23 protein-coding genes are annotated in these 20,867 nt (G+C 68.4%); 17 read left to right on the top strand and 6 right to left on the bottom strand.

Annotated elements, in window-relative coordinates; translation table 11 throughout:
• Positions 1-355: hypothetical protein (locus D5084_RS18465; protein ID WP_202910055.1), on the top strand; the 355-nt coding region annotated here is incomplete at its 5' end.
• 200 nt (positions 356-555) lie between these two features.
• On the opposite strand, the gene D5084_RS10680 is transcribed toward D5084_RS18465, so the two are convergent.
• On the bottom strand, positions 556-1,113 hold the full coding sequence (locus D5084_RS10680) for a YqgE/AlgH family protein (protein WP_128515479.1): 558 nt from the start codon (positions 1,111-1,113) through the stop codon (positions 556-558).
• 140 nt (positions 1,114-1,253) lie between these two features.
• On the opposite strand from D5084_RS10680, the gene D5084_RS10675 reads away from it, so the two are divergent.
• From D5084_RS10675 to plsY, 10 genes are all read left to right on the top strand, one after another.
• Positions 1,254-2,045, top strand: a complete 792-nt coding sequence (locus tag D5084_RS10675; protein WP_128515473.1) for a protein-disulfide reductase DsbD domain-containing protein — start codon at positions 1,254-1,256, stop codon at positions 2,043-2,045.
• 75 nt (positions 2,046-2,120) lie between these two features.
• On the top strand, positions 2,121-2,909 hold the full coding sequence (locus tag D5084_RS10670; protein WP_128515472.1) for a uracil-DNA glycosylase: 789 nt from the start codon (positions 2,121-2,123) through the stop codon (positions 2,907-2,909).
• Complete coding sequence (locus D5084_RS10665; protein WP_128515471.1) at positions 2,909-3,538, top strand: LysE family translocator; 630 nt, start codon at positions 2,909-2,911, stop codon at positions 3,536-3,538. The genes D5084_RS10670 and D5084_RS10665 overlap by 1 nt, the downstream gene beginning before the upstream one ends.
• A 4-nt stretch (positions 3,539-3,542) precedes the next feature.
• On the top strand, positions 3,543-4,085 hold the full coding sequence (moaB, locus tag D5084_RS10660) for a molybdenum cofactor biosynthesis protein B (RefSeq protein ID WP_128515470.1): 543 nt from the start codon (positions 3,543-3,545) through the stop codon (positions 4,083-4,085).
• A gap of 139 nt (positions 4,086-4,224) precedes the next feature.
• Entirely contained in the window at positions 4,225-5,187 is a 963-nt protein-coding gene (locus tag D5084_RS10655; protein ID WP_128515469.1) for an aspartate carbamoyltransferase catalytic subunit, read from the top strand.
• The gene (locus D5084_RS10650) at positions 5,184-5,744 is read left to right on the top strand and encodes a hypothetical protein (protein WP_128515468.1); all 561 of its coding nucleotides are present in this window, start codon (positions 5,184-5,186) and stop codon (positions 5,742-5,744) included. The genes D5084_RS10655 and D5084_RS10650 overlap by 4 nt, the downstream gene beginning before the upstream one ends.
• Positions 5,745-5,859: 115 nt before the next feature.
• Positions 5,860-6,303 carry a hypothetical protein gene (locus D5084_RS10645; protein WP_128515467.1) on the top strand — a complete coding sequence of 148 codons (444 nt, stop codon included), beginning with the start codon at positions 5,860-5,862 and terminating at the stop codon, positions 6,301-6,303.
• Complete coding sequence (locus D5084_RS10640; protein WP_128515466.1) at positions 6,300-6,827, top strand: hypothetical protein; 528 nt, start codon at positions 6,300-6,302, stop codon at positions 6,825-6,827. The genes D5084_RS10645 and D5084_RS10640 overlap by 4 nt, the downstream gene beginning before the upstream one ends.
• A 62-nt stretch (positions 6,828-6,889) precedes the next feature.
• Positions 6,890-8,164: a dihydroorotase gene (gene pyrC, locus D5084_RS10635; RefSeq protein WP_128515465.1), complete on the top strand. Its 1,275-nt coding sequence runs from the start codon at positions 6,890-6,892 to the stop codon at positions 8,162-8,164.
• Between the two features lie 3 nt (positions 8,165-8,167).
• Positions 8,168-8,782: a glycerol-3-phosphate 1-O-acyltransferase PlsY gene (plsY, locus tag D5084_RS10630; RefSeq protein ID WP_128515464.1), complete on the top strand. Its 615-nt coding sequence runs from the start codon at positions 8,168-8,170 to the stop codon at positions 8,780-8,782.
• Between the two features lie 83 nt (positions 8,783-8,865).
• Here plsY and pepT read toward each other — a convergent pair whose 3' ends face one another.
• The 5 genes from pepT to D5084_RS10605 all read right to left on the bottom strand — a co-directional run bounded on the left by pepT (position 8,866) and on the right by D5084_RS10605 (position 13,968).
• Entirely contained in the window at positions 8,866-10,104 is a 1,239-nt protein-coding gene (gene pepT / locus D5084_RS10625; RefSeq protein WP_128515463.1) for a peptidase T, read from the bottom strand.
• A gap of 12 nt (positions 10,105-10,116) precedes the next feature.
• Positions 10,117-11,463 (bottom strand): glutamate--cysteine ligase, encoded by a 1,347-nt coding sequence (locus D5084_RS10620; protein WP_128515462.1) that lies wholly within the window; start codon positions 11,461-11,463, stop codon positions 10,117-10,119.
• 243 nt (positions 11,464-11,706) lie between these two features.
• Positions 11,707-12,258 carry a hypothetical protein gene (locus D5084_RS10615; RefSeq protein ID WP_202910054.1) on the bottom strand — a complete coding sequence of 184 codons (552 nt, stop codon included), beginning with the start codon at positions 12,256-12,258 and terminating at the stop codon, positions 11,707-11,709.
• Positions 12,255-13,106, bottom strand: coding sequence for a GNAT family N-acetyltransferase (locus tag D5084_RS10610; protein WP_128515461.1), 852 nt, complete (start codon positions 13,104-13,106; stop codon positions 12,255-12,257). Before D5084_RS10610 ends, D5084_RS10615 begins: the two co-directional genes overlap by 4 nt.
• 142 nt (positions 13,107-13,248) lie before the next feature.
• Complete coding sequence (locus tag D5084_RS10605) at positions 13,249-13,968, bottom strand: 16S rRNA (uracil(1498)-N(3))-methyltransferase (RefSeq protein WP_128515460.1); 720 nt, start codon at positions 13,966-13,968, stop codon at positions 13,249-13,251.
• A gap of 12 nt (positions 13,969-13,980) precedes the next feature.
• Between D5084_RS10605 and ubiA the strand changes: the two genes are divergently transcribed.
• The 6 genes from ubiA to D5084_RS10575 all read left to right on the top strand — a co-directional run bounded on the left by ubiA (position 13,981) and on the right by D5084_RS10575 (position 20,814).
• Positions 13,981-14,952, top strand: coding sequence for a 4-hydroxybenzoate octaprenyltransferase (gene ubiA / locus D5084_RS10600; RefSeq protein ID WP_128515459.1), 972 nt, complete (start codon positions 13,981-13,983; stop codon positions 14,950-14,952).
• 69 nt (positions 14,953-15,021) lie between these two features.
• Positions 15,022-17,100 carry an OmpA family protein gene (locus D5084_RS10595; RefSeq protein ID WP_238382606.1) on the top strand — a complete coding sequence of 693 codons (2,079 nt, stop codon included), beginning with the start codon at positions 15,022-15,024 and terminating at the stop codon, positions 17,098-17,100.
• On the top strand, positions 17,097-17,426 hold the full coding sequence (locus D5084_RS10590; protein ID WP_128515458.1) for a hypothetical protein: 330 nt from the start codon (positions 17,097-17,099) through the stop codon (positions 17,424-17,426). The genes D5084_RS10595 and D5084_RS10590 overlap by 4 nt, the downstream gene beginning before the upstream one ends.
• Positions 17,427-17,619: 193 nt before the next feature.
• Positions 17,620-19,098, top strand: a complete 1,479-nt coding sequence (locus D5084_RS10585) for an NAD-dependent succinate-semialdehyde dehydrogenase (RefSeq protein ID WP_128515457.1) — start codon at positions 17,620-17,622, stop codon at positions 19,096-19,098.
• 142 nt (positions 19,099-19,240) lie between these two features.
• The gene (gene yghU, locus D5084_RS10580; protein WP_128515456.1) at positions 19,241-20,089 is read left to right on the top strand and encodes a glutathione-dependent disulfide-bond oxidoreductase; all 849 of its coding nucleotides are present in this window, start codon (positions 19,241-19,243) and stop codon (positions 20,087-20,089) included.
• Entirely contained in the window at positions 20,086-20,814 is a 729-nt protein-coding gene (locus tag D5084_RS10575; RefSeq protein WP_128515455.1) for an SDR family NAD(P)-dependent oxidoreductase, read from the top strand. Before yghU ends, D5084_RS10575 begins: the two co-directional genes overlap by 4 nt.
• The last annotated feature ends 53 nt before the right edge of the window (positions 20,815-20,867 follow it).

The following is a 20,867-nucleotide window of genomic DNA, read 5'->3' as shown; positions in this document are numbered from 1 at the left end:
TGGCATCCTGATCAAGCAGGCCCGCGCCGAACATCACGGTGACGATCAGCGCCAGCTACACCACTCGACGGGACAGCATCCGAAGAAATCGGCCGACGGATTCATTACAAGACAAGTTAAGACCCTTCAGTCCGCACCTAAGGCGGTCAAAACGCCAAAGTACAAGCCACCGAAGTTTCCAAAACTGAAGCAGACAAACCCTTCACCTGCCAAGCCGAAACGACCACCAAAACCCAAGGCAATCAGGGATGTCACAATGCGGCGTCGCAAATCGACGGGGCATGAGTATGGTCTTTGGCCTGTGATTATTCTCTCATTGACCTTTCTTTTGCTCGGATGGATCGAGAAGAACTGATCTGAGAAATGAAGGGTACGCTACAGCGCACCGCCCCGGCCACCCCCGATTCGCCCCCAAAGGTTAACGCCTACCCCACCCGCCGAGCGTCCGTACAGATGCCAGACGCATGCCAGACGGATGCCATACCGTTAACCTCCCGGAAATCCCCCGGATTAACCCAGCGTTCCCAACCCCTTACCCGGAGTGCCTTGCGGCCTCTACGCCCGCCCCGCCGCCGCGCTCAGGGTCAAGGGATCAATCCCCATCCCCCGCAGCGCCGCCGACCACTTCCCGCCGTCGTCGGGCGCGAACACCAACCCCTCGGGGGCGTCACAAGTCAGCCAGTCGTTCCGCGCGATCTCGGCCTCCAGCTGCCCCGGCCCCCAGCCGGAATACCCCAGCGCAAGCAAGGCCTTACCCGGCCCGCCCCCGGAAGCCAAAGCCTCCAGCACATTGATCGTCGCGGTCATCTCCAGGCCCCCCGGCACCTGCATCGTGCCCTCGCCCGCAGGCCGCCAGTCGGCCGAGTGCAGCACGAACCCCCGCCCCCGCTCCACCGGCCCGCCAAAATGCACCCGGATGTCGCGGCCCAGGGGGCCAAGGGGGATGCCAAGATGCTCCAGCAGCCCGGAAAAGCTCAGATCTTCCAAGGGCTTGTTGACAATCAACCCCATCGCGCCCTCGGCCGAATGGGCACAAAGCAGCACCACGCTGCGTTCGAACCGAGGGTCCGTCATCCCCGGCATCGCGATCAGGATCTGTCCGGCAAGGTCCATCGGCACCGCCCTCCCCTTGTGCGAAACATGGCCCCGGAGACCGCGGCGAACAAGCCCCGGATCATGGCCAGACCGCCACGATCACGCCGCTTCGCCCGAAAGTGATTTCCCATGGCTCTCGCCTTGCCTATGTTCGCCCCATGTTGAAAACCGTCGTCGCCTTGCTTCTCGCCGCCTCTCCCGCCCTCGCGACCACGCAGGACGATGTCCTGTCGGGTCAGCTAAGGCCCGGATGGCAAATGGAAAATGGCGGACACATGGCAGCGATCGAGCTGAACCTGGCCCCCGGCTGGAAGACCTATTGGCGCAGTCCCGGCGATGCGGGCATCCCGCCGAGCTTTGACTGGTCGGGGTCCCGGAACGTGAAATCGGTCCGTATCCACTGGCCGGTCCCGGCCGTGTTCCACACCAACGGCATGCAGTCGATCGGCTACCACGACCGGGTCATCCTGCCGCTGGAGGTCACGCCCGAGACCCCCGGTCGTCCGATCCGGCTCAACCTGCGGATGGACCTCGGCGTCTGCGACGACGTCTGCCTGCCCGCGACACTGGAGCTTTCGACCGACCTTGCCGCTCCGGGCGCCCCGGACGCTGGCATCCGGGCGGCCCTGTCGCACCGGGCCGCCACCGCGCAAGAGGCTGGTGTCACAAAGGTTTCCTGCAGCATCGACCCGATCAAGGACGGCCTGCGCCTGACCGCGCGGCTGGGTCTGCCCGACCCCGGACTGCCCGAGGTCGTCGCCTTCGAGACCGCCGACCGCACGGTCTGGGTCGCCGAGGCGATCACCGAACGGCAGGGCGGAGAGCTGGTGGCCATGACCGAACTGGTGCCGCCCAACGGCGCGCCTTTCGCGCTGGATCGCTCCAAGGTCACGATGACGATCCTCATCCCCACCGGAGCGGTCGAGGTCAAGGGCTGCCCCGCGCCGTGAACCGTGGCTGCGGCGATGCGCCCCGTCCGGCCGAGGCGGGTTGTCGCCACGGAGACCGGGCCCTAGTCTCGGCCCATGGGAATCGCCGCCGAGATCGCTGAGGATTGGGATGCTGCATTGGCGGCTCTGGCCTGGCAGATCGAATCCGGCGCGGACGAGGTGATCGGCGACGCGCCGGTCAATCGGTACGAACTGCCCGTCGGGGCCCCCAAACCCTTGGTCGGCAAGGCGTCTTCGGTCGCACCCGCGCCGGAAATCCCTGCCGCCGACCCGGTCGAGATTGCCCGGTATCTGGCGGGACGGGCGCAGTCACTTGACGCCTTGCGCGCGGCTCTCGTCGGCTTTGACCTCTGCGAGTTGAAGAAGGGCGCGCGCAACACGGTCTTTGCCGATGGCAATCCGAAGGCCCGCGTCCTGATCCTGGGCGAGGCACCGGACGCCGACGAGGACCGCGAAGGCCGCCCCTTCGTGGGCCGTGCCGGGCAGCTGCTGGACCGGATGTTCGCGGCCATAGGCCTGTCGCGGACCTCGCCCGACGCGGCAACGGCGCTTTACATCACCAATGTCATGCCCTGGCGTCCGCCCGGCAACCGCGACCCCGAACCGGCCGAGATCGCGATGATGCTGCCCTTTGTCGAACGCCACATCGCGCTGGTGAACCCGGATGTGATCGTGGCTGTCGGCAACACGCCGCTGTTCGCGCTGACCGGGACGAAGGGCATCCTGCGGGCGCGGGGCAACTGGTCCCGGGCCCTTGGCAAACCGCTTCTGCCGATGACCCATCCGACCCATCTGCTGCGCAATCCGGCCGCCAAGCGCGAGGCCTGGGCGGACCTTCTCTCGCTTCAGGCAAGGCTGCGCTGATGCTTCCGGTCGAGCCTCTTGCGCTTCTCGCCTTCATCCCCGCCGGGCTGGCGCTGAACCTGACGCCGGGGGCGGACATGATGTTCTGCCTTGGCCAGGGCCTGAAATCCGGTCGGCGGGCGGCGATGGCGGCGAATGTCGGGATTGCGGTCGGCGGCCTTGTGCACACCACGCTTGCGGCGCTGGGTCTGGGGGCGCTGCTTGCAGCCCATCCGGCCGCCTTCGAGGCGATCCGCTGGCTGGGGGTCGGCTACCTCTTGTGGCTGGCCGCAGGGGCGCTGCGGTCCTCGCCCTTCGCGGCCGGATCGCAAGTGGCCCCCATCACGACCGCGCGCGCCTTCCGGCAGGGGCTGATGGTCAACCTCATGAATCCCAAGGTGATCCTGTTCATCCTTGCCTTCCTGCCGCAGTTCGTGAACCCGGCCCGGCCGATCCTGCCGCAGTTCCTGACCCTTGGGCTGGTGTTCTGCGCCGGCGGGCTGATCGTGAACGGCGCCGTCGGGCTTTTCGCGGGCACGATCGGCCAGCGCATCGCCCGTTCGGCGGGTCTGGCGGCATGGCTGTCGCGGATCAGTGCCACGATCTTCGGCGCGCTGGCGCTGCGGCTTGCACTTTTGCCAAGGAGCTGACCTCATGTCCCGTATCGACGAAACCCTGCCCTTCCACCCGGTACGGATCGCCGTCCTGACCGTCAGCGACACCCGCACGCCCGGAACGGACAAGTCCGGGGACACGCTGGTCGATCGGCTGACCCAAGCAGGCCATGTGCTGGCGGATCGCGGCATCGTCCCCGACGACCGCCCGGCCATCGTTCAGCGCCTGCGCGACTGGATCGCCGACCCGCAGGTTGACGTGATCCTGACCACCGGCGGCACCGGGTTGACCGGCCGCGATGTCACCGTGGAAGCCCACCGCGAGGTCTACGAGAAAGAGATCGAGGCCTTCGGCACCGTCTTCACCCTCGTCTCGATGCAGAAGATCGGCACCAGCGCCGTGCAAAGCCGCGCGACGGGGGGCGTGGCGGGGGGCACCTATCTTTTCGCCCTGCCCGGTTCGCCCGGCGCCTGCCGCGATGCCTGGGACGAGATCCTGAAGCTGCAACTCGACAGCCGCCACCGCCCCTGCAACTTCGTCGAGATCATGCCACGGCTGGAAGAGCACCTGAAGCGCAAGTAACTCCTCCTCGTTCGCCTTCGGCTTCTCGTCGGGAGGGCGCGAGGAGCGACGAAGTCCACGACGAGCCTTTCCCTTGCCGCGCCCCCCGGCCTTTGCGATAGAGGGGGAAACCGGACATCAGACCGGAGAGGGGACGACCATGGCCTTCCGCGCCCGCCATCTGCTGGGGATCGAGCACCTTTCGCCGCTGGAGATCACCACCGTCCTCGACCTGGCCGAGCGTTATGTCGATCTGAACCGCCGCACGGTCAAGCAGTCCGACGTGCTGGCGGGGATGACGCAGATCAACCTCTTCTTCGAGAACTCGACCCGCACGCAGTCGTCCTTCGAACTGGCCGGAAAACGGCTTGGGGCCGACGTGATGAACATGTCGGTGGCGAACTCGTCCGTGAAGAAGGGCGAGACGCTGATCGACACCGCGATGACGCTGAACGCGATGCACCCGGACCTGCTGGTGGTCCGCCACGGGTCCAGCGGAGCGGTGAACCTGCTGGCGCAGAAGGTGGACTGCGCCGTCCTGAACGCCGGCGACGGGCGGCATGAACATCCGACGCAGGCTTTGCTGGACGCCCTCACCATCCGCCGCGCCAAGGGCCGCCTCCAGCGGCTGACCATCGCCATTTGCGGCGACATCGCCCACAGCCGCGTGGCGCGGTCGAACCTTATCCTGCTGGGGAAAATGGAAAACCGCCTGCGCCTGATCGCGCCGCCCACCCTGATGCCCTCGGGGGTGGAGGACTTCGGCTGCGAGCTTTTCGACGACATGGCAGCGGGTCTGAAGGGCGCCGACGTGGTGATGATGCTGCGGCTCCAGAAGGAACGGATGGACGGCGGCTTCATCCCCTCGGAACGCGAATACTACCACCGCTACGGTCTGGACGCCGAGAAGCTGTCCCATGCCGCGCCCGACGCCATCGTGATGCACCCCGGGCCCATGAACCGGGGGGTGGAGATCGACGGCGATCTGGCCGACGACATCAACCGCAGCGTGATCCAGGACCAGGTGGAGATGGGCGTCGCGGTGCGGATGGCCTGCATGGACCTTCTGGCGCGGAACCTGCGGGCCGAGCGGGGGCGGAAGATCGTGGGGATGATGGCGTGACCGGCGAGGCCTGGCAGGATTACCTTGCCCCCGGCGAACGGCTGCTGTGGCAGGGCGCCCCGTTGCCCGGCATCTTCGACCTTCCCAAGCGGCTGTTCCTGGCCGCTTTCGGCACACCCTTTCTGGTCGGCGGTGTGGCCTGCTTCGGGTTCGGTCTGTCCTTCATGGGCAAGGCTGACGGGATCGCGTTGCTGGGTCTGGGCATCTTTCTTGCCATCTTCGCGACCCCCTTTCTGGCAGTGGGCCTTTATCTGGTCGTTCTGCAATGGATCGAGGCGATGCAGGCCCATCGCCGGGTCCGCTATGCGCTGACGGATCGTGCGGCCTATATTGCCCGGCACTACTGGAGACGCTCGCTGGAAGCGCTGCCGATCCGTCCGCAGACCGCGGTCGAACTGGTGGAGGGCCGCGGGGCCTGTACCGTCTGGCTGCACACCCGGCGGGAAGATGACGGCGATGGCGGAACGACGACCGAGAAGAAGGGTTTCGAGAACATCGCCGAGGGACGCGAAGTGTTTGCCCTGATCCGGGGCCTGCAATCCAAGGAAAGCCGATGACCCCCGACCCCGACCGCAAGCCTACGAAAGCCGAGATGCGCCAGGGCGGCATGGTCGCCACTGCCGTCCTCGTCTTCATCGCCATTTTCACCATCGTCATCGTCTGGATCGCCTGATGGCCCGGATCGAGCCCGACCCGATCCTTGGCACCGTGACCCCCTTGCAGGACGGCGAGACGGTTCTGGCCGAGTTCCGCGCCGACCGCACCGCCTATTGGCGCGGGCATCTGATCCTGGCCGTCGTCCTGGGTGCCGCGGCGGGGCTGTTCCTGATGTGGCAGGGCAACCCCTACCCGGTCGCCGGTCCCTTTGGCGCCGTCCTCGCCATCGGGGTGCGGGCCGCCTACCTCGCCTCCGAGGCGCTGGCCGAGGTCTGGCGGCTGACCGACCGCCGCCTGCTGGGCCCCGGCGGCCGGGCGATCCAGCGGGGTCAGATCGTCTCGGCCCGGGCCTTCCTGGGGGCGGTGCAGGTCACCACGGCCTCGGGCGACCGGCATCTCATCAAGTACCAGGCCGACCCTGCCGCCACCGCCGCCCGCATCATGGGGGGGCGGGCGTGATCACGCTGACCGTTCCGGCGCAGGACCGGCTGGGCGTCCGCGTCTTTCAGGCGGCGCTGAGCGCGGACGAGATGCAGCGCGACAAGGCACAGCTGCTTCAGGCGCTGTTTGGCGACCCCGACATCGACCCGGCCCATGTCGAGCTGTTCGATGTGGCCGATCTTTCCGACCTCGGCCTTGCGGGCTATCTGGCCGAGGGGCTGGGGATACCCGAGGCCGCGCTTCAGGCGGACCGGCCCCCGCTGGACGCGCTGAAGGGTCCGGTGGTGATCCTTCTGTCCAGGGCGCTGCACGGGCGCGAGGTGACGCTGAGCCTCGATCCGCGCCTGACGCTGGTCGGCACCTACCGGGAGGACCGCCCGCCGGTGCATTTCGAGCCCCTGCCGACCGCCGCCGCGACGGGCGTCCTTGCCCCGCCCCCCCAGCCCGCCCCGCCAGCGCAACGCCCGACGGCGGTCTTCGTTCTCATGGCTCTGGCGCTGGTCCTGATGGCCGTGGTGGCGCTCTGGCTGGCCCTGGGATGAGTTCCAGTGGACAAGCCGCCCGCGTCGTCGCATACCCTGCCCGAGCCTCGGACGGACCTCGCATGACCACGATCCATTTCGCCAATGCCCGCCTGATCGACCCCGAGGCCGGAACCGATGCCCCGGGCAGCCTGACGGTCAAGGACGGCGTGATCCTGGCCCGCGACGAGAAGGCGCCGAAGGCTGCGGCGGTCATCGACTGCGGCGGCAAGTGCCTTGCCCCCGGCATCGTCGATCTGGGCGTCAAGATCGGCGAGCCGGGCGAGAGGCACCGCGAAAGCTTCGGCTCGGCCGGGGCGGCGGCGGCGGCGGGCGGGGTGACGACGATCATTGCCCGGCCCGACACGCATCCCGCCATCGACACGCCCGAGACGCTGGAGTTCGTGACCCGCCGCGCCGCCGAGGCCCCGGTCCGCATCCGCCACATGGCCGCGCTGACCAAGGGCCGCGAGGGGCGCGAGATGGTCGAGATCGGTTTCCTGCGCGATGCCGGGGCCATTGCCTTCACCGATGTCTTCCGCGTCTCGACCGAGCCCAAGGCCCTGGCCCGGGCGATGACCTATGCCCGGTCGCTGGGCGCGCTGGTCGTGGGCCATCCGCAGGACCCCGGTCTGTCCTCGGGCGCGTCGGCGACCTCGGGCAAGTTCGCCTCGCTGCGCGGCATCCCCGCCGTCTCGCCCATGGCGGAACGGATGGGGCTGGAGCGCGACCTCGCGCTGGTCGAGATGACCGGCGTGCGCTACCACGCCGACCAGATCACCACGGCCACGGCCCTGCCCGCCTTGCAGCGCGCCAAGGCGGCGGGGCTGGACGTGACGGCAGGGACCTCGATCCATCACCTCACGCTGAACGAATTCGACGTGGGCGACTACCGGACCTTCTTCAAGGTCACGCCCCCCCTGCGGTCGGAACAGGACCGGCTGGCCATCGTGGCTGCGGTGGCGGACGGGACGATCGACGTGATCTCGTCGTTCCACACCCCGGCAGACGAGGAATCGAAGCGCCTGCCCTTCGAAGAGGCCGCCGCCGGGGCGGTTGCCTTGCAGACCCTGCTGCCCGCCGCGATGCGGCTGCATCATGCCGGGCACATCGACCTGCCCGCGCTCTTCCGCGCGATGGCTCTGAACCCGGCCAACCGGCTGGGGCTGCCGCAGGGCCGCCTGTCCCTGGGCGCGCCGGCCGACCTGATCCTGTTCGACCCTGACGCGCCCTTCCTGATGGACCGCTTCAAGCTCTTGTCCAAATCCAAGAACACCCCGTTTGACGGGGCCCGGATGGAGGGTAAGGTGCTGGCGACCTGGGTCGGCGGGCGCCAGGTCTTTGCGGCGGATGAGTGAGAGATGCCTGAATTCGTGACTGCGCAGGGGATCCTGCTGTTGACGGCGCTACTGGGCTACCTGCTGGGCGCGATCCCCTTCGGGATCCTGGTCACCCGGGCGATGGGGCTGGGGGACCTGCGGGCCATCGGGTCGGGGAACATCGGGGCGACCAATGTCCTGCGGACCGGGAACAAGGGGGCCGCGCTGGCAACCCTGCTTCTGGACGGCGGCAAGGGGGCGGGGGCGGTGCTGCTGGCGCGGTGGCTGGTGGGCGCCGAGGATGCCGCGCAGGTCGCGGGGCTGGCAGCCTTTCTGGGGCATCTCTTTCCGGTCTGGCTGGGCTTCCGGGGCGGCAAGGGGGTGGCGACCTTCCTCGGCGTCCTTCTGGCGCTGAGCTGGCCGGTCGGGATCGCGGTCTGCCTGACCTGGCTTCTGACGGCCCTTGTGACCCGGACCTCGTCGATCGCGGCGTTGGTGGCGGCGGCCTCGTCGGGGCTGTGGATCCTGCTTCTGACCGACGGGAGCCTGCTGATCCTGGCCCTGATCCTGACCGTGCTGGTCTATGTCCGGCACGGGGAGAACCTGAAACGGCTGAAGGCGGGGACCGAGCCGAAGATCGGGGCGAAGAAAGCCTGATGCGCCGCGCGCGGCGCATTTTTCGAACCTAATGAAATCAATGGCTTGGCTGTGGGCGTTTACGCTTTCGCAACCTTTGGCCCTCAGCCCTGCGCGGCGCGTTCCACCAGCCGCAGCACTACGCGCGTCGACAGCGCCATGTCCTGCACGGAAATCCATTCGCGCGGCCCGTGCAGTTCCTGCATCCCCGTGAACAGGTTCGGACAGGGCACGCCCATTTCCGTCAGGCGTGACCCATCGGTGCCGCCACGGATCGGGACGGACACCGGCTCGATCCCGAGGTCCCGGCAGGCGCCTTGCGCCAGTTCCACCGGCGCCATGTCCTTTTCCAGCCAATAGCGCATGTTGCGATATTGCGGCCGGATCTCGCAGGTGATCCTGGCGCGGGGCTCGGTCGCGGCCACGGCCTCGCAGACCTGACGCAACAGCGCGCCCTTGGCCGCAAGGCCGTCCAGTTCGAAGTCGCGCAGGATGAAGCGCAGCTCGCATTCCGCCGCCGTGCCGCGCATTTCGTAGATCATGAGAAAGCCCTCGCGGCCTTCGGTCGTCTCGGGCGTCATGCGGGCCTGCGGCAGGGTGGCGATGATCTTCGCGCCGAGGTGCAAGGCGTTCACCAGCTTGTCCCTGGCGGTGCCGGGGTGGACCGAGATGCCCTCGATCTTCACCACCGCCCCGTCGGCCGAGAAACTTTCATATTCGATCTCGCCCGCCGCCCCGCCGTCGAGCGTGTAGGCGAAATCGGCCTTGAGGTCGCCGGCAAGCCGCGGATCGACGCCGCGACCGATTTCCTCGTCGGGGGTGAAGGCGATGCGGATGGGCCCATGCGCGATCTGAGGGTTCGCGATCAGGTGCCGCGCGGCGGTCATGATGACGGCGACACCGGACTTGTCGTCGGCGCCCAGGAGCGTGGTGCCCGAGGCGGTGACGATGTCATGGCCGAGGCGCGTGCCGAGATAGGGCGAGACCTCGGGCGAAAGCTCGAGTTCCGGCGCGTCGGGAAAGCGGATCGGCCCGCCGTTGTAGCCCCGGATCACCCGCGGCTTGACGCCGGTGGCGTTGAAGGCGGGGGCGGTGTCGACATGGGCGAGAAAGCCGATGGTCGGGCCCTCGGCGGTGGCGGGGACGGTGGCAAGGACGGTGCCGTAGTCGGTGAGATGCACATCCTGCGCACCGATCCCGCGCAACTCCTCGACCAGAAGGTTCAGCATGTCGAACTGCCGCGCCGTGCTGGGCTGGCTTGTGCTGTCCTCGTCGCTCTGGCTGTCGATGGAACAGTAGCGGATCAGACGCTCTTCCAGCTCGGCATCGAAATGGGTGCGCATGGGGGCAGGTCCTTACAATGAGGCGGCCGGATAAAGCGGCGCGAGATCATGGCCCCAGGGGCCGTTGTAGAGGTCAAGCCATCTGTCGGCCTGAACGCGGCCGGTCTTGACGCTTTCGACGAGGGGAAGAAGCTGCACCTCCTCGCCCAGGCCCCGCGCCACTAGGCCCGCATGGGACAGGCCCACCGCCGCGCGGGCGAGGTCGAGCAGCCTGACGCCCCCCGCTTCGCCCTGCAGGGCCGAGACCGAGGCCGCAACGCGCAGGCCTTCGCGGGTTTCCGCATCAAGGCCCTTGACCAGGTCCCAGGCGGCATCAAGCGCGGTCTGGTCATACATGAGGCCGACCCAGAAGGCCGGAAGGGCGGCGATATGCGCCTGATCGCCGCAATCGGCACCGCGCATCTCGATGAACTTCTTGGCGCGGGCCTCGGGGAAGACGGTGGTCAGGTGATCGGCCCAGTCCGACAGCGTGGGCTTTTCGCCGGGCAGCGCGGGAAGCCGGCCCTTGAGGAAATCGCGGAATGACTGGCCGAGGGCGTCGATATACTTGCCGTCGCGGTAGACGAAATACATCGGCACGTCGAGCACCCAGTCGACGTATCGCTGAAAGCCCATCCCGTCCTGAAACGCGAAGGGCAGCATTCCGGTTCGGCTGTCGTCGAGGCCGCGCCAGATCCGGCTGCGCCACGATCGGTGGCCGTTGGGTTTGCCCTCGAAGAAGGGCGAAGAGGCGAAAAGCGCGGTGGCGACCGGTTGCAGGGCAAGCGCCACGCGCAGCTTCTGCACGAAGTCGGCTTCCGAGGCGTAGTCGAGGTTCACCTGCACGGTGCAGGTCCGATACATCATCTGTGTGCCGTGGGTGCCCACGCGGCCCATGTAGTCGGTCATCAGCCGGTAGCGGCCCTTGGGCATCACCGGCATCTGCTCGTGGGTCCATTCCGGGGCGGCGCCGATCCCCAGGAAGCGGACGCCCATCGGGTCGGCGATGGCGCGGACCTCGTCGAGGTGGTTCTGCAGTTCGGCCCCGACCTCGAGCGTCGAGGCCAGGGGCGCGCCGGACAGTTCGAACTGGCCGCCGGGCTCGAGGCTGATGTTGGCCCCGTTGCGGGTGAGGCCGATGACGTTTTCGCCCTCGTGGACCGGGGTCCAGCCGAAGCGGGCCTGAAGCTGGGCGAAGATGGCCGAGATCGAGCGGTCGCCCGCATAGGGCAGCGGCAGGCGGCTGTCGGTGAGCCAGCCGAATTTCTCGTGCTCGGCGCCGATGCGCCAGTCGGCCTTGGGTTTGCAGCCGGCTTCCATGTAGGCGGCAAGCTGGTCGAAGCTTTCGATCGGGCCGCCGCCGGATTGTGGGATGGACATGGGGAGGGGCTCCGGGACTGCGCTGCTTCGGCCTTCCCGACAGGGGCGCCGGGAGGCCAAGAGGTGTCTTGGCGCGGGGGGCAAGTCAAGGGGGGGTCAGGAGGCCAGTGCGGGGCCGTCCGGTGAGGACGAAGTCAGGCCTGACGGGAAATCAAGGGCTTGGCCGGGCGGGTTGAAGTTCTGTTGGGATATGCACAGAATTCCTGTGGATTCCGAGAGGTCGGCGCGGGGGCCCCGCGCGGATCAGGTCGCGACGATGCCCGCGCCCTTGCGGACCCAGATCAGGCGGTCGACCTCGGCCAGCGCGATGACCCTTGCGTCCGAGGCGGGGGCATCCGGGCCGAGTGCGGCGACAAGGGCTGCGGTGTCCATCCCCGGCAGGGCGGCGAAGGCGTCGAACAGGGCCTCGGCCCCCTGCGCCTCGACCGGGATGTGGAGCAGCCGCCCGTCGGCCTGTTTCAGCTTCCAGATCCGGCGGCCGCGCAGGGTGAGGAGGCGCAGTTCCGCAAGGTCGGGCAGGCCGACGAAGCCGCCGATGCGGGGGCCGTAGTAGGCGATCTGCGCTTCGGTCACGCGGACGATGCCGGGGGCCTCGCCGTCCTGCCGGAAGCGGAGGCGGCGGAAGGCCAGCACCGCCCAGCCCGCGCCGAGGGCAAGGATGGCAAGGCCGAGGGGGGTGAGCAGGTAGCCGCCCCCTGCAACGGCCCACAGGCCGAGGATGGCCAGGGCCAAGGCTGCGATGATCTCGCGCCAGCGGTGGGCGGCGGCGATGAGTTCGGGGCGGATGAAGCTCATGCGGCGATCCGGGCGGGGGTGGCGAGGAGAAAGAGGGTGAAGGCGGCGGTGGGTTGGAAGCCGAGGGCGCGGTAGGCCCGGGCGGCGGCATCCGAGGCGGCGAAGAGGACGGCGCGCCGGGTGCCCGTGGCGCGGGCCTCGGCAAGGTGCAGGGCGACCGCGCGGCGGGCGTAGCCTTTGCCGCGCAGTGGGGCCGGGGTGTAGACCGCGCCGACCTGAACGATCTCGGGCAGGATGGCGTTGAAGCCGGTCAGGGCGACGGGTTTGCCCCTGTGGACCAGCAGGCGGTGGCTGTCGCGGGCGAGCCAGGCATTCAGGTCGGCCTCTGCCTTGGCGCGGGCATCGGGACCGGTGACGCCAAGCACTTCGCCGATGTAGGTCTCGCGCCACTGAAGGACGCGCGGCAGGTCGTCCGGGGTCAGCGGGCGCAGGCTGGTGCCGGGAAGGTCGGGGACAAGCAGGCGGTCGAGGTCAAGGGAAAATCCCGGCTCGTCGCGGTCGCTGGTGGTGGGCAGGCCGGCCAGGCCCAGCGCGGCCAGCACCGGGCGGATCGCGGCGGCGGGGCCGACGGCTCCGGTCACGGCAAGGCCGTCGAGAGCCGGGCGCAGGGCAGTGAGGTCGGGCGTGCCGTCGAGAAGGGCCATCAGCATCCCCTCCTGCGTCAGCGCGACGAGGCTGTGGCGATCGACCAGCCAGAAGCGTGTCGCGTTGGGGTGGTCGGAGGCAAAGCCGCCCTGCCCCAGCCCATGTGCCCGCAGGTTGGCAAGCGGGAACATCGCCCGGTCGATCCGCGCGGAAAGGAGCGTCTCGAGCGCCGCGCGGTCGTCAGGTCCGGCCGCGACGATCATCGCCAGTCCCCGCAGGTCGCGACGTTCGGAAGCGGGTCGCCCCCCCACCCCATCCCTCCCCCACGGCGGGGGGAGGGAGGCGCTGCTGCGCTGCCTCTGGCGCGTGCTGCCAGCGCGCGGGCATCGGGGCCGGCCGCGACGATCATCGCCAGTCCCCGCAGGCGGCCTGCCACAGCGTCAGGGCAGCGACGGCGGCGGTGTCGGCGCGCAGGATCCTCGGGCCGAGCGACAGGGGCGTGACGTTGGGCCGGGCGCGGAGTTTCGCGGCCTCGTCGGCGGAAAAGCCGCCTTCGGGGCCGATGAGGATCGCGGCGGGGCCTGCGGCGGGCGCGATGGTCGCGGGCTGGCCGAGGGCTTTTTCGTCGCACCAGTAGAGGCGGCGATCCTCGGGCCAGTGCGCCAGAAGCCTGTCGAGCGGCTGAAGGTCGGCCACCTCGGGCACATGAGTCGCGCCGCATTGTTCGGCGGCCTCGACGGCATGGGCTTGCAGGCGGTCCTGCCGGATGCGGTCGGAGTTGGTGTGGCGGGTCTGGACGGGCAGGATGCGGGCCGCACCAAGCTCTACCGCCTTCTCGACGATGAAATCGGTGCGGGCCTTCTTGATCGGCGCGAAGAGAAGCCAGAGGTCGGGCGGCAGGCGCAGCGGCCGGGTCCGGGCGTCGCAGACCGCAATGGCGTTGCGCCTGCCGGCCTGAGCCAGCGTGGCGCGCCATTCGCCATCGCGGCCGTTGAACAGAAGGATCGCCGCCCCCTCGCCCAGCCGCATGACGCCGGTCAGGTAATGCGCCTGATCCTGCGACAGGGCCACGGCTTGCCCCGCCCCGAGCGGCTGATCTACAAAGAGCCTGATCTTCGCATCCATGAGCAGGACCCTATGACCCAGGCGCCCGAATTGCCAGAGGCTGTCCCCGGACGGGTCGCGGATGCGCCGAAGGCGAACTGGGTGGACCTCTATGCCCCGCCCGCGACGCGGCCCTACCTGCGGCTGTCCCGCGCCGACCGGCCGATCGGGACCTGGCTCTTGCTGATCCCCTGCCTCTGGGCGATCGCGCTGGCGGGGGGCGCGGGCGGGTTCCGGGGGTGGGACCTGTGGCTGGTGGTCTCTTGCGGCGTGGGCGCGTTCCTGATGCGGGGCGCGGGCTGCACCTGGAACGACATCACCGACCGCGACATCGACGCGCAGGTGACGCGGACGCGGTCGCGGCCCCTGCCCAGCGGTCAGGTGACAGTGAAGGCTGCGCTGGTGTGGATGGTGGTCCAGGCGGCTCTCGCGGCCTGCATCCTGTTCACCTACAACTGGCTGGCGGTGGGTCTGGGGGTCGCGTCGCTGGCGCTGGTGGCGATCTATCCCTTCGCCAAGCGGTTCACCTGGTGGCCGCAGGTCTTCCTTGGTCTGGCCTTCAACTGGGGAGCCCTGCTGGCCTGGGCCGCCCATGCGGGCGAGGTGTCCCCGGCGGCGGTTGCGCTGTATGCGGCGGGGATCGCCTGGACGCTGTATTACGACACGATCTATGCCCATCAGGACCGCGAGGATGATGCTCTGATCGGGGTGAAGTCCACCGCCCGGCTGTTCGGCGCGCAAAGCCGGGCCTGGCTGTGGGGGTTCTTCGCGGCGACGCTGGTGCTGTTCGCGCTGGCGGTTTTGCTGGCCCATGCGGGCGCGGGGCGTCCCCTGGGGTTCGTGGTGGCGCTTGTCGGGGTCTGGGCGATGGGGCTGCATCTGGGCTGGCAGATGCGGCATCTGGACCTGGACGATCCGGCCTCGTGCCTGAGGATCTTCCGCGCCAACCGGGATGCCGGGCTGATCCCCGTGCCGTTTCTTGCCGCCGCCGCATGGCTTGGTTGAACCTTCGGCCCCGAACCCCTAGGAAGCGTCAGGCGCGACGCGCGCCCTGAGTCTTGCGGAAGTCCCCCGTTGCTGCCCCGAATTGCCAAGCTGTCCTCGACCACCCTTGCGCTGCTGGCGTTCATCCTTGCGGCTGCGCTGATGGTTTCGGTGGCCTTCGGGGCCGCGAAGATCATCGAGGCGCGCACGCTGAAGGTGGTCAGCGCGAACCTGGCCGAGGCCGGTATCGACTGGGTAACGGTCACGACCGACGGCTTGCAGGTGCGGCTGACCGGCACCGCGCCGAACGAGGCCGCGCGGTTTCGCGTCGTGAACAGGGTTGGCACGCTGATCGACGCCAGCCGCATCCGCGACGGGCTGGACGTGACCCCGACCTCGGCCATCGAGGCGCCGAAATTCTCGGTCGAGATGCTGCGGACCGAGGACGAGGTGCAGCTGAGCGGTCTGATCCCGGAAAAGCCCGGCGAGGGCGGAATGGACGAGGCGACCCTTGCCGCAGCGGCGGCCGCGCTGGCGCAGGGCACGGAACTGCCCGACATGCTGGAGACGGCGGATTACCCCGCGCCCGAGGGCTGGGACGCCGCGCTGGCCTTCGGGCTGAAGGCGCTGGAGCGGCTGGACCTGTCCAAGGTCTCGGTCACCGCCGAGCGGGTCGAGGTCAAGGCGATCACCGACAGCGCCGAGGCAAAGCGCCGGGCCGAGGCGGACCTGCGCCGGATGGCGCCCGAGGGGGTGCAGCTGGTGCTGGACATCTCGGCCCCGCGTCCGGTCATCACGCCCTTCACGCTGCGCTTCGTGGTCGATGCCGAAGGGCCGCGGTTCGACAGCTGCTCGGCCGATACCGACCGCGCGCGGAGCCAGATCCTGCGGGTGGCGACCTCGGTCGGGGTGACGGGCTCCACGGTCTGCCAGGTGGGTCTGGGCACGCCGACGCCGCGCTGGGCCGAGGCGGTAAGCCTGGGGATCCGCGCGGTGGCCGAGCTGGGTTCGGGGTCGATCACCTTTTCGGATGCCGACGTGACGCTGCTGGCGGGCAGCGATGTGCCGCAGGCGACCTTCGACAAGGTGGTGGGCGATCTGGAGACCGGGTTGCCGGACGTCTTTTCGCTGACCTCGACGCTGGAGAAGAAGGAGACGTCGGCCCAGGGTCCGGCAGAGTTCACCGCGGTCTTTTCCGACGCGGGGCGGGTCGAGCTGCGCGGGCGGCTGACCGACGAGATGCAACGCCAGGCGGTGGATGCCTTTGCGCGGTCGGCCTTTGCCGGGGCCGAGGTCCTGACCGCGACGCGGGTGGATCCGGGCCTGCCGGACGGCTGGGCGGTCCGGGTGCTGGCGGGGCTGAAGGCGCTGGCACAGGTGAACAACGGCCGGTTGCTGGTGCGCGCGGACCTGGTCGAGGTGACGGGTGTCACCGGATCGACCGAGACGCGGGGGCGGATCACGCAGATCCTGTCCGAGGCGCTGGGTCAGGGCCAGACCTTCAAGGTCAACGTCCGCTATGACGAGGCGCTGGACCCGCTGGCCGCCCTGCCCACGCCCGAGGAATGCGCGGCGGATGTGAACGGGGTGATCGCACGGACCAAGATCACCTTCACCCCGTCCTCGGCCGAGATCGCCGCGACCGCGCGGCCGGTGCTGGACGAGCTGGCGAAGATCCTGACCAATTGTCCGGCCATGCAGATGGAAATCGCCGGGCATACCGACAGCCAGGGCTCGGAAGGCGGCAACCTGGCCCTGTCCCAGGCGCGGGCCGAGGCGGTGCTGCTGGCCTTGCAGGGGCGGCGGGTCGATGTCTCGGGCATGACGGCGGTGGGCTATGGCGAGGCGCAACCCATTGCCGACAACGGCAGCGAGGCAGGCCGCGAGGCGAACCGACGGATCGAATTCGTGCTGAAAGGGGCGCAAGAGGCGGCTGGGCCGGGCGATGCGCCGGTCGAGGCTGCGGGGGACAGGACGCCGCCCGGCGACAGCGGGGTTGCGACGGCTCCTGCGGCAAGGGCCGATGCCCCGCCAGCGGACAGCCCAGCCGTGGCCGCCGCGACGGGCCCGGACTTTTCGTCCGACACCAGCCCCTCGGTCGCGCCGACCGAAAAGACCATCGCCCCGAAGCCCCGCCCCGAGGGCCTGACGGCCAAGGAAAGCCCATGAACCGCACCGAATTCGTCGTCGCCACCGCCATCATCCTCATGATCGCCTTCGCGATGGGCTGGTTCGCGCACTGGCTTCTGCACCGCTTCACGCGCGTCCAGGGCGGCGACATGGCCGAGCTGGACAAGCTGGCGCAATCGCTGCACGAGGCCGAGGAGCTGCGCGACCAGGCTCTGGCCTATCTGGAGCAGCGCGAGGCGGAACTGATGAACCAGATCAGCCAGACCGAGGCCGAGTTGAAGGCCGCGATGGAAGGCCTGCGCGACGCCCGGCACGAGGCCGAGGAAATGCGCAGCTATATCGAACGGATGCACGCGAACGGGTGATGCGCCATGGTCGGGCGGGGGCCAAATTCCTTCGAAGGAATTTGCAAATCTTTTCGAAAAGATTTGCGCTGCCCGCTGGAACAGGTCCAGCTTGCCGGGGATTTGATCAAACCTTGGCCTGAACGCAGCCTTGCAACTGGACAGAACGCGCCCTGCGTGGCACCTGTCACACCAGCATAAGGAGGGCCCACCCATGCTCGATTCCGTGACCGACCTCGCGTCGCTTCTGAAAGACCCCTCGCTTCTGGTGACGAAATCCTACGTCGCCGGCGAATGGGTCATGGCGGACGATGGCACAACCTTCCCCGTGACCAACCCCGCGCGGGGCGATGTGATCTGCGAACTCCCCAACCTCGGCCGGGCCGAAACCGCCCGCGCGATCAAGGCTGCGCACACCGCACACCGCGAATGGGCGGGGCGGACCGCGAAAGAGCGCGCCCAGGTGCTGCGCCGCTGGTTCGACCTGTGCATGGCGAACCAGGATGACCTGGCGACGATCCTGACCGCCGAAATGGGCAAGCCCCTGGCCGAGGCCAAGGGCGAGATCGCCTATGGCGCCAGCTACATCGAGTTCTACGGCGAGGAAGCCAAGCGCACCTATGGCGAGATCATCCCCGGCCATCAGCGCGACAAGCGCATCCAGGTGCTGAAACAGCCGATCGGCGTGGCCGCCTCGATCACGCCGTGGAACTTCCCCAACGCGATGATCGCGCGCAAGGTGGCCCCGGCGCTTGCGGCGGGCTGCGGTTTCGTCGCGCGTCCGGCGGCGGAGACCCCTCTGTCGGCGCTGGCGCTGGCGGTGCTGGCGGAACGCGCCGGGGTGCCGAAGGGGCTGTTCTCGGTCATCACCTCGAAACGGTCCTCGGACATCGGCAAGGAGTTCTGCGAGAACCCGCTGATCCGAAAGCTGACCTTCACCGGGTCCACCGAAGTGGGCCGGATCCTGCTGCGTCAGGCCGCCGACCAGGTGCTGAAGTGCAGCATGGAGCTGGGCGGCAACGCGCCCTTCATCGTCTTCGACGACGCCGATCTGGACGCGGCGGTGGAAGGCGCGATGATCTCGAAGTTCCGCAACAACGGCCAGACCTGCGTCTGCGCCAACCGGATCTATGTCCAGGCCGGGGTCTATGACGCCTTTGCCGCCAAACTGGCGGCGGCGGTCGAGAAGCTGGCCATCGGCGACGGGTTGAAGCCCGGCGTCACGACCGGCCCGCTGATCAACGAAGCGGCGGTCGAGAAGGTCGAGGAGCATATCCAGGACGTGCTGGCCGGCGGCGGCAAGGTCGTGACGGGGGGCAAGCGGCACGAGCTGGGCGGCACTTTCTTCGAGCCGACGGTCGTCACCGGCGTGAAGCCCGACATGAAGGTGGCGCAGGAAGAAACCTTCGGGCCGCTCGCGCCGCTGTTCCGGTTCGAGACCGAGGAAGAGGCGATCGCGATGGCGAACAACACCATCTTCGGCCTCGCCTCCTATTTCTATGCCCGCGACATCGGCCGCATCACTCGGGTGCAGGAGGCGCTGGAATACGGGATGGTGGGGGTGAACACCGGCCTCATCTCCAACGAGATGGCGCCCTTCGGCGGGGTCAAGCAGTCGGGTCTGGGGCGCGAAGGCAGCCGCCACGGCATCGACGACTACATGGAGCTGAAATACGTCTGCCTGTCGATCTGACGGGGCGGACATCCGGGCAAGGGGCGGTCTTCGGGCCGCCTCTTGTGCATTTCGGCAGGGCGGTCCCGCCGTTTCGGGCCTCTGGTGCAGGCGGGCCTGACGCACTAGCTTTCCCTCGATCCGCAATCGAAGGGTATGCCGCATGCCGAACGACTACACCCCGCCGAAGGTCTGGAAATGGGAGCAGCCCTCGGGCGGCACCTTTGCCAACATCAACCGCCCCATCGCCGGGCCGACACATGACAAGGCGCTGCCGGTGGGAAGCCACCCCTTGCAGCTTTACTCGCTGGCCACGTCGAACGGGATCAAGGTGACGATCCTGCTGGAGGAGCTTCTGGAGGCGGGTCACGACGCCGAATACGACGCCTGGCTGATCGACATCGGCAAGGGCGACCAGTTCGGCTCGGGCTTCGTCGAGATCAACCCGAATTCCAAGATCCCGGCGCTGAAGGATCATTCCAACGGCCAGCGGGTGTTCGAGAGCGCCTCGATCATGCTGTATCTGGCCGAGAAGTTCGGCGGGGCCTTCATCCCGAAGGACCCCACGATGCGGACCGAGATGTTCAGCTGGCTCTTCTGGCAGATGGGCTCCGCGCCCTTCGTCGGCGGCGGCTTCGGGCATTTCTACGCCTATGCGCCGGTCAAGATCGAATATGCGATCAACCGTTACGCCATGGAGACGAAGCGCCAGCTTGACGTGCTGGACCGGCATCTGGCGATGCATGAGTGGATGGCGGGGGAATATTCGCTGGCCGACATGGCGATCTATGCCTGGTATGGCAATCTGGTCCTGGGCCGCGCCTACAATGCGGCCGAGTTCCTGGATGTGGAGAGCTACCGGAATGTGCTGGCCTGGGCGAAGCGCATCGACGCCCGGCCCGCGGTGATCCGGGGACGGAAGGTCAACCGCTCCTGGGGCGAACCGTGGGAGCAACTGCCCGAGCGGCATTCCTCGGCCGATTTCGACGCGCTGCCGAAGGCCCCGGCATGAGCCGGGTTGCCGTCGTCACCGGTGCCGCCGGGGGCCTGGGTCGTGCCTTCGTTGACCGGCTCCTGGCCGATGGTCTGACGGTGGTGGGGGTGGACATCGACGGCGCGGCGCTGGTGGCGATGGCGGCGGACCGCGAGGGGTTCGTGGCCGAGGCGGTGGACCTGACCGACGCCGAAGCGATTGCCGACCTGTTCGACCGGCTGACCGCCCGCTTCGGCGGGGTGGATGCGCTGGTGAACAACGCCGGGACCTGCTTCATGTCGGACTTCCCCGACATTCCGGCGGCGGAACTCGACCGGCAGATGGCGATCAATTTCTCCTCGGCCTTCCATTGCTGTCAGGGCGCGGTGAAGGCGATGGCGGGCCGGCCGGGGGTGCGCAAGATCGTCAACATCTCATCCAATGGCGCCTACAACTTCGACGTCTTCGACCCGCCGCATTACCGGGCCTCGAAGGCGGCGATGGACACGCTGACCAAGGACCTCGCGCGGCGCTATGCGAGAGAGAGGATCGCGGTGAACTCCATCGCGCCGGCGATGACCGAGACGCCCCTGTTCAATGTGCTGACCGAGGAAGTGCTGGCGAAGGCGATTTCGGCGATGCCGCATGGGCGGGCGATGCAGCCGGAGGAGATCGCGGCCTGGGTGGGGTTCCTGATCTCGCCCGCAGGGGATGTGTCTTCGGGGAACGTCATCATCCTGAACCAGGGGCGCGACGTGCGGTGAGGGGACAAAATCCTTCGAAGGATTTTGCAAAAGTTTTCGAAAACTTTTGCGCG

Source organism: Tabrizicola thermarum (assembly GCF_003574395.1).
Taxonomy (GTDB): domain Bacteria; phylum Pseudomonadota; class Alphaproteobacteria; order Rhodobacterales; family Rhodobacteraceae; genus Tabrizicola; species Tabrizicola thermarum.
Note: the sequence above shows the minus strand (reverse complement) of the source record. Positions and strands in the feature narration are given on the sequence as shown.